Raw genomic sequence first — 6294 nt, 5'->3', positions numbered from 1 at the left:
CTTTGGCTAGCCATCATCGGAATCATCCTGTTCCTCGGGACGCTCATCTTCGGCTTCGTGCGGAATCGCAGCCACAAAACGCGATCGGAGCCCTGACCCCTCATGCGACTCGCTGCGGACGAAGGGCAGCTTTTCCACGCATCCGCGAGCAAGCCGATGACGATCTACCCCTACCCGCGCCGCGTGCAAGCCTGGGCACTGTTCAGACCCGAAGCAATGAGTCGACGCGAATCTCGTGCGCTCCATTCCCCTCGCCGCCGGCATTGAATCCGCGCCGGCGAACTCACCTACCGCTGCTGCATATGCGGCGATGCTGTGCGGCTCGACGATGCGCCATGAACGCCGCCGGGTGACGCGCCCAACCGGTAGAATCATGGCGCGGTACCACACAGCGATCATCTTGACCGCGCCCCTTGGCGCGAGTTCCTGTGACGAGAAGAGGGGGCTCATCATGGGCAAGTTGATTTATGACGGCGTCCAGAAGACGGACATCGAAGACCGTGCACTCACTCACCTGCAACTGGTCATGACAGCGAAGCTGCGCCGCGGAGAGCCCTTCGCCTTCACGTGGAAGGAAGACGCGAGCACCGGTGGCGGTCGCACCACAGTCTGGGTTCACGCTCAATCATCCTTGGCGTTCAAGTACGCGGGCAGCCGACCGCCCGCGGTCAACCGCGCGTGGGTGGACGCGCTCGCATATACCGCCAACGCCCCGACCGGACTGTACCTGGTGCCCGAGCCAGCGAACACAAGCCCCGCCACTGCAACGCTTGAGGTCGTTCCCTAGGGCGGCATTGCGGGGCATCGCCGTGCAGCTCGCCACGGACAGAGATGCCCTCCTGGGCTCTCGGCAATCGCCCAGGATCGAATTACTCACGCGACTAGAGTTACTCGCGTGAGCACAGCCCCCCGTGCTCACAAGGAGCACCATCTGCTGCACCGCTGGGGCGACGAATGTTCTGGGGAACTTCGGCACAGACGATGACTCCCGTCCCGGGCCTCCACGCGGGGGCGAGTAGAGGCCCGGGACGCCCACCTGACCGGTAACATCCGAGGGTCAGCCCGGATAGACTCTCGCGGTATGGCGGGGCGAAACCTGGGGCGACACAGCCGGAATCAGGCACGCCGCCAGGCGAGAGAGCATCTCGCCCTCGCGGCCGCCGAGATCGCCGCCCAGGAGCTCTACCATCCGCCGGCTGAGTCGGAGTGCGACCCCGACCCCTCAGAGCTTTACCTTGATCCAAACAACCGGCTCCATGTCACTCTTTACTGGTGCGAAGGCCGCCTGGTCCGCTTCTTCATGGCATGGCAGTCCCGCGAGCACACCGGGGACTGGGCGGAGCGCTACTCGGTGTGCACCCTTCACGGCAGTTTGCACGAGCACACTACCGGCCACCAGCAGCCCAACGACTCGCGTCACGTGCTTTCGTTGTACTCACAGGCCGACGTGCAAGACTGTCACGACAGGGCGTACGACATGGTGCATAGTAGGTATCAGTTTGCTTCTGGTGGAGGGACCCATGGCTGAGAAGCTGCTCGACGACCGTTCCACAATCACCACCCGCGTGATGAAGTCTCTGTCGCGCCTCCGAGCACACGGACACGGCGACATTCTCAGCGTTCGACGCGCAGATGGGGTAGCTCCGATCGTCGTTGCCCTTGCCGATGACTGCGTCGGCGACGTGAATGCACGCGTCACCGAGGTTGGCGGGTGCGCCAACGTGATCTTCGCCGAGCGCGACGGCTTCATGGTCTGGTCGTGGGATGTCGACGGTCTTGAATCGATCGACACGATTGACGTCCATCACGACTCGACCATGGGAATGTTGCGCATCTGGCTTGCGCAGAACCCCGAAACGGTTGCCTCCTTCAACGTCCTGGCGAGTGCGGCGCATGCCGAGGAGCTCGCCTACCAATTCTGATCGATACGCAGATGAAGACCCCCACCTCCCCGGGGAGGTGGGGGTCTTCATCGATCATGCGACGTTGAGGTACTCCTCGATGACGCCGCCGGTGGCGGTGACGGTCGGGGTGGTGACCGACGTGTAGATGGTGTCGCGGTGGATGATGCGTCCGCCGCCGGTTGCGTGAAGGCCCTTGTCGACGCTCACGGCTTCGCACCGGTCGAGCCACATGGTTGCCTGGTCTTCGGTGTACCCGGTCGCGTCGACGCGGAACGCGGACTGCTGCGACGCCGCCGTCGTGGTGGAGTAGCCGCTGACGCAGCCGAGGTTCCACGTCTTCGCCTGGTTCACGTCTGCGACGAGCGGCCCGTGCGCGGTGGAGTAGGCGCCGTTGACGCGGATGCCCACAGCGGTCTCGTGCGCCGTGGTGGCGTTGTTCGTCGTGGCGCCGTCGGTCTGCCCGTTGTTGCGGGAGGTGCACCCGATCTCGATGAACTCGCAGTACTCGGCCGGCGCGTACACGTGGTAGTTGAACCCGTCCGCTCCGGAGCACGCCACGGTGACGTGGTCGAGGACCATGGCGCCACCGGTGCTGAAGACGCCGTTGACGGGGGCGTACTTGACGGTGGTGCCCTTCGCGATGATGAGCCCGGTTCCGCTGGTGCGGAGTCCGCCCACGGTGCTGCCCTCGAAGGTGATCCCCTCGACGTACTGCGTGGAGGCATCGGTCGCGACGCCGGTGCGGGCGGTGACCTGCACGCGGAGCTGGTCCTGACCGGTGGTGGTCGTCATGTTCGTGGATCCGATCGCCCACACGTAGACGAGGTTGCCGACGATCGCGTACTCGCCCTCCCCGGTGATGCTCGCCAGGTCGGGGCGGCGCAGGTACTCGCGGTGGTCGCCCTCGGGGGTGAGGTTGACGGCGTCGTAGACGCGCTGGGCTGCGCTGCGGGTGGTCTGGTAGATGGCGCCCGCGACGAGTGTCCACGCCAGCGACCGGGGCCTGTTGAACCCGGTGACGCGCACGCCGGCGCCGGTGGCGATGTGTCGGATGTCGCGGGTGATGAAGTCCGTCGAGCGTGCGTGGTTGTCGCGGAAGTACTCGCCGGGCGCGTAGCGGATCTCGCCGACGTCGGGCTTGCCGATCGCGGTGCCGACCGTGATCGGCGAGGCGGGGGTGAGCCCCTCGTTGCCGCTGCTCGGGGCGTCCGCGGAGACGTAGTACGTCACACCTCCGACCGGGATCAGCGCGGCGTAGTCCACGTCGACGTCGAAAGTGTCGGTCGCGGGACGGTAGGAGACCCGCGGAAGCGGGAGGCGGGAGTAGCCGGGGAATCCGGCGGGCGGAGGGTAGCCGAGGAAGGTGGCGAACATGTCGCGCACCTTGCTGTCGATGATCGCTCGCAGGGTGGAGCCGGTCTCGCTGGTGGGGTCAGCCATCAGCGCGGCAATGGTCGTGTCGGTGGTGCTGTCGATGATGCACCCTCGCTTTCCTTGATCGGTGGTGGTGTGACGCGCGCGTCACAGGGGTCACGGGCTTACATGACGAAAGGGCCCTCGACTCGTACGGTAACGAGTCGAGGGCCCATTCGTTGCGTGCCCTGTGGGCTGAGATCAGCCCACGATGGTTCGCAGCGTCGCGACGGCCGCGAGGGCGTCGGTCGGGCGTGCGAGAATCTGGTCGCGTTCGGTGGCAGTCAGATACGCCCGGTACCCGCGCGCTTCGACACGCCCCCAGCCGGGAGCGAGGTCGACGATCGCGTTCGGGTAGATCTTCCGGGTATTGCGGAGGTCCCAAAGCTTGCTCGACGCGTTCGCCAGACGTGCCGTGTTCGCCGACGCTCCGGTCCACGGGTCGTACGCCATCGCGAAACCGACACCGAGGTCCTGCCGCCAGTCCAAGAGGACGGTGGGTGGGACGTTCGGGTTATAGAGGTCGGCGGCGGTGACGGTGTCCGACACGGTGAGCGCGGAGTGCGCGACCCCGGCCGAGTAGTCCCGGCCGCCGATCGCCTTGACACCGGGCAGCCACCGGGTCTGCTGCGCCGGCGTGCTCATCGCCTCCGCCTGGAAGAACCCCGTCTGGCCCAGCCGGGTCGGGGACACCTCGGTGAGTGCGACGTACCCGATCATCTTGAGACCGTTGCGGATCCGCCACTCGGACTCGACCCGCACGGCGGCGGCGACCGGCAGTGCCGTGTACGGGACGCCGATGTTCGCCTTCGCGAGCGCGTACAGCGACGCGTAGTCGAGGATCTCGTACGACTCGCGCAACACGATCTCCCGGCCGCGACCGTTCGCGATCGGCGCCGCGTCGAGCGTGCCCGACACGACCCGGTTCGCGATCGCCGGGTACAGCTGTTGCAGGGAGTAGCCAGAGCTCGGGATCGTCGAGGTGTTCGTCGCCCCGGAGACATGAGTGAGCGCCGCGGCCGGTGCGACGTTCGCCGACGACGCGGACCCATCACCGGCAAAGCTGACGCTGCCGCCGATCCACACCCCGGTGCCGTCGACCTTCAGGATCACGTACTCGCGTGTCCCGTCGGTCCACACCGACCCGAGGTCTGCCGTGGTCTTGTCGTGCGACGCCCACCGGCCGACGAAAGCGAACCCGTGGTTCGCGCCGATCGTCCCCTGCTGGGTGCGGATCGGGGCGACCGAGTCGGGGATCGTATGGAACGCGGTCCCGCCGGAGGTCGTCGACAGGAAGTTGAGGACCTGGTTCTTCCCGTCCGCGGCGGTCAGGTTCAGCGACGTTGACAGCGTCCCCGTGGTGACGTTCACCGCGTCGCCGGTGCGGCTGGCGAGCAGCGGGCCGGCGGCGGTGGCCTGCACCGTGATCGCCGGATCGAGGTACCGGGCGTACGGCTCATACGCCGTCGATGCTGCGCCCTTCTCGACCTGGAACGTCGCCAGCCGGGAATCGGACACCGACGCCCGCAGGAACCCGTCGACGACCGGGGTGACGGTGACCACGCCGTGGGAGGAGTTGTCGATGTACTCGCCGATCCCGCGGTACCCCTTGCTGGCGTTGTACATGGCGATGTTGCGCGCCGAGCTCACCGTGACCTGCTGCCCAGCGACGACCGGGATGTAGTCGGACACCGAGTAGCCGGCGAGCGCCACGGCAGAGCCATCGACGTTGCGGAGCGTGTAGCCGATCTGCCGCTTCGACGGATCGAACAGGTTCTTACCCTGCTCGACCCGGGCGAGGCCCTCGACATCCTGGGCCGCAGCCGCAGCACCCGCCTTGGCGTTGTCCACGACCTCGGGGTTGTTCACGATGACATCCACCGCGACGGTCGTCAGCCGCCCATCGAGGGCTACCTGGGTGCGCGACCCGGCCTGGTCGATGAGTGCGCTCGTGGTGATGTCGGAGGCGAACTCGGGCTTGCCGAGGGGGATCTTGCCTGCCATGTCAGTTACCTCCAGGGTCTTCGCCGTAGACCTCGCCGGATTCGAGGTCGTAGTACAGCCCGGGGCCGAGGTTCGGCGGCGGTGGCCCCCACCCGAAGAGAGCGCTGTTGAGCTCTGCGGCGAGGCCGGACGCGAGAATGAGGTCCGAGATCGCGCCGCCCGCAGCGGGGACGCGCAGCCCGGTCAGGACGTCGATCTGTCGACCCGCGTCCCAGTCGGCTGTCACGGTGTAGGGCACCTCGGGGATTAGCTCATCCGATGCCACGAGGTCGACCGTGAACGCGCCGGTGGCGTCGTTGATAGTGGCCTCGACGCGATCGGTGACGATGAGGTTCGCGCCAGCCGTGGACGGGCGCTCGATGCGGAAGAACAGCCGCGGGAACCTCCCCGAGAGGGCCTGCTTCGTCAAATCGGAGAGGTACCCGCTGACTGTTGCCATCATTCCCCCTTGAAGTCTCGACGCAACTGGACGCGCTGCACAGCACTGTCCTGGTCGGCCATCGCCTTCGAGGCCGGGGCGAGTGCGTGCTCGACCAGCACCACGTCGGCGTAGTCCTTCGGGATGCCAGTCGAGGTGACGTTCAGCCACGCCACGAGACCGGCAAGGGGCGGCGCGGCCACGGCGACGCCGAACTGCACGGCCGTGGCGACGATATCGACCTGGCCGGTGATGATGCCGAGGACGACGGTGACGGAGATGCCGGCGCCGAGGGTCGCGGCGTATGCCTGGTAGGTGGTCCGCACGAACGCGCGCTTGGCTGCTAGCCGGACGGCGGCGGGAACGATGGGATCGGTGGTCATGGGGTGACTCCTGTCGTTGTGTGGACGCAGACGGTCGCCTGCGTCGGGGTGAACGGGCCGAGGTCGGTGTCGGCCATGCTGATCCAGCCGGTGGCAGCCGTGGACCCGTCGGGGCAGAGCGGGCCTGCGGGTCCGGTGGGGCCGGTCGCGCCGGCGGGGCCTGCGGGTCCGG

6 protein-coding genes are annotated in these 6294 nt (G+C 67.1%); 2 read left to right on the top strand and 4 right to left on the bottom strand.

Features of this window, described 5'->3' with window-relative positions; translation table 11 throughout:
• Window positions 1-235 precede the first annotated feature (235 nt).
• Window positions 236-787, top strand: coding sequence for a DUF7882 family protein (locus tag DW309_RS20205; protein ID WP_446724621.1), 552 nt, complete (start codon window positions 236-238; stop codon window positions 785-787).
• A gap of 733 nt (window positions 788-1520) precedes the next feature.
• Window positions 1521-1922, top strand: coding sequence for a hypothetical protein (locus DW309_RS01520; protein WP_136044347.1), 402 nt, complete (start codon window positions 1521-1523; stop codon window positions 1920-1922).
• Window positions 1923-1976: 54 nt separating this feature from the next.
• Here the strand turns inward: DW309_RS01520 and DW309_RS01515 are convergent, their stop codons facing one another.
• The 4 genes from DW309_RS01515 to DW309_RS01500 all read right to left on the bottom strand — a co-directional run bounded on the left by DW309_RS01515 (window position 1977) and on the right by DW309_RS01500 (window position 6122).
• Entirely contained in the window at window positions 1977-3344 is a 1368-nt protein-coding gene (locus DW309_RS01515) for a hypothetical protein (protein ID WP_136044346.1), read from the bottom strand.
• 174 nt (window positions 3345-3518) lie between these two features.
• Window positions 3519-5321, bottom strand: a complete 1803-nt coding sequence (locus tag DW309_RS01510; RefSeq protein ID WP_136044345.1) for a hypothetical protein — start codon at window positions 5319-5321, stop codon at window positions 3519-3521.
• Between the two features lies 1 nt (window position 5322).
• A complete protein-coding gene (locus tag DW309_RS01505; protein WP_136044344.1) occupies window positions 5323-5760 on the bottom strand; it encodes a hypothetical protein in 438 nt (145 codons plus the stop codon).
• A complete protein-coding gene (locus tag DW309_RS01500; protein WP_136044343.1) occupies window positions 5760-6122 on the bottom strand; it encodes a hypothetical protein in 363 nt (120 codons plus the stop codon). The genes DW309_RS01505 and DW309_RS01500 overlap by 1 nt, the downstream gene beginning before the upstream one ends.
• Window positions 6123-6294 lie beyond the last annotated feature (172 nt).

Source organism: Microbacterium sp. K41 (assembly GCF_004794395.1).
Lineage (GTDB): Bacteria > Actinomycetota > Actinomycetes > Actinomycetales > Microbacteriaceae > Microbacterium > Microbacterium sufflavum.
This window is presented reverse-complemented; position numbering and strand designations above follow the sequence as displayed.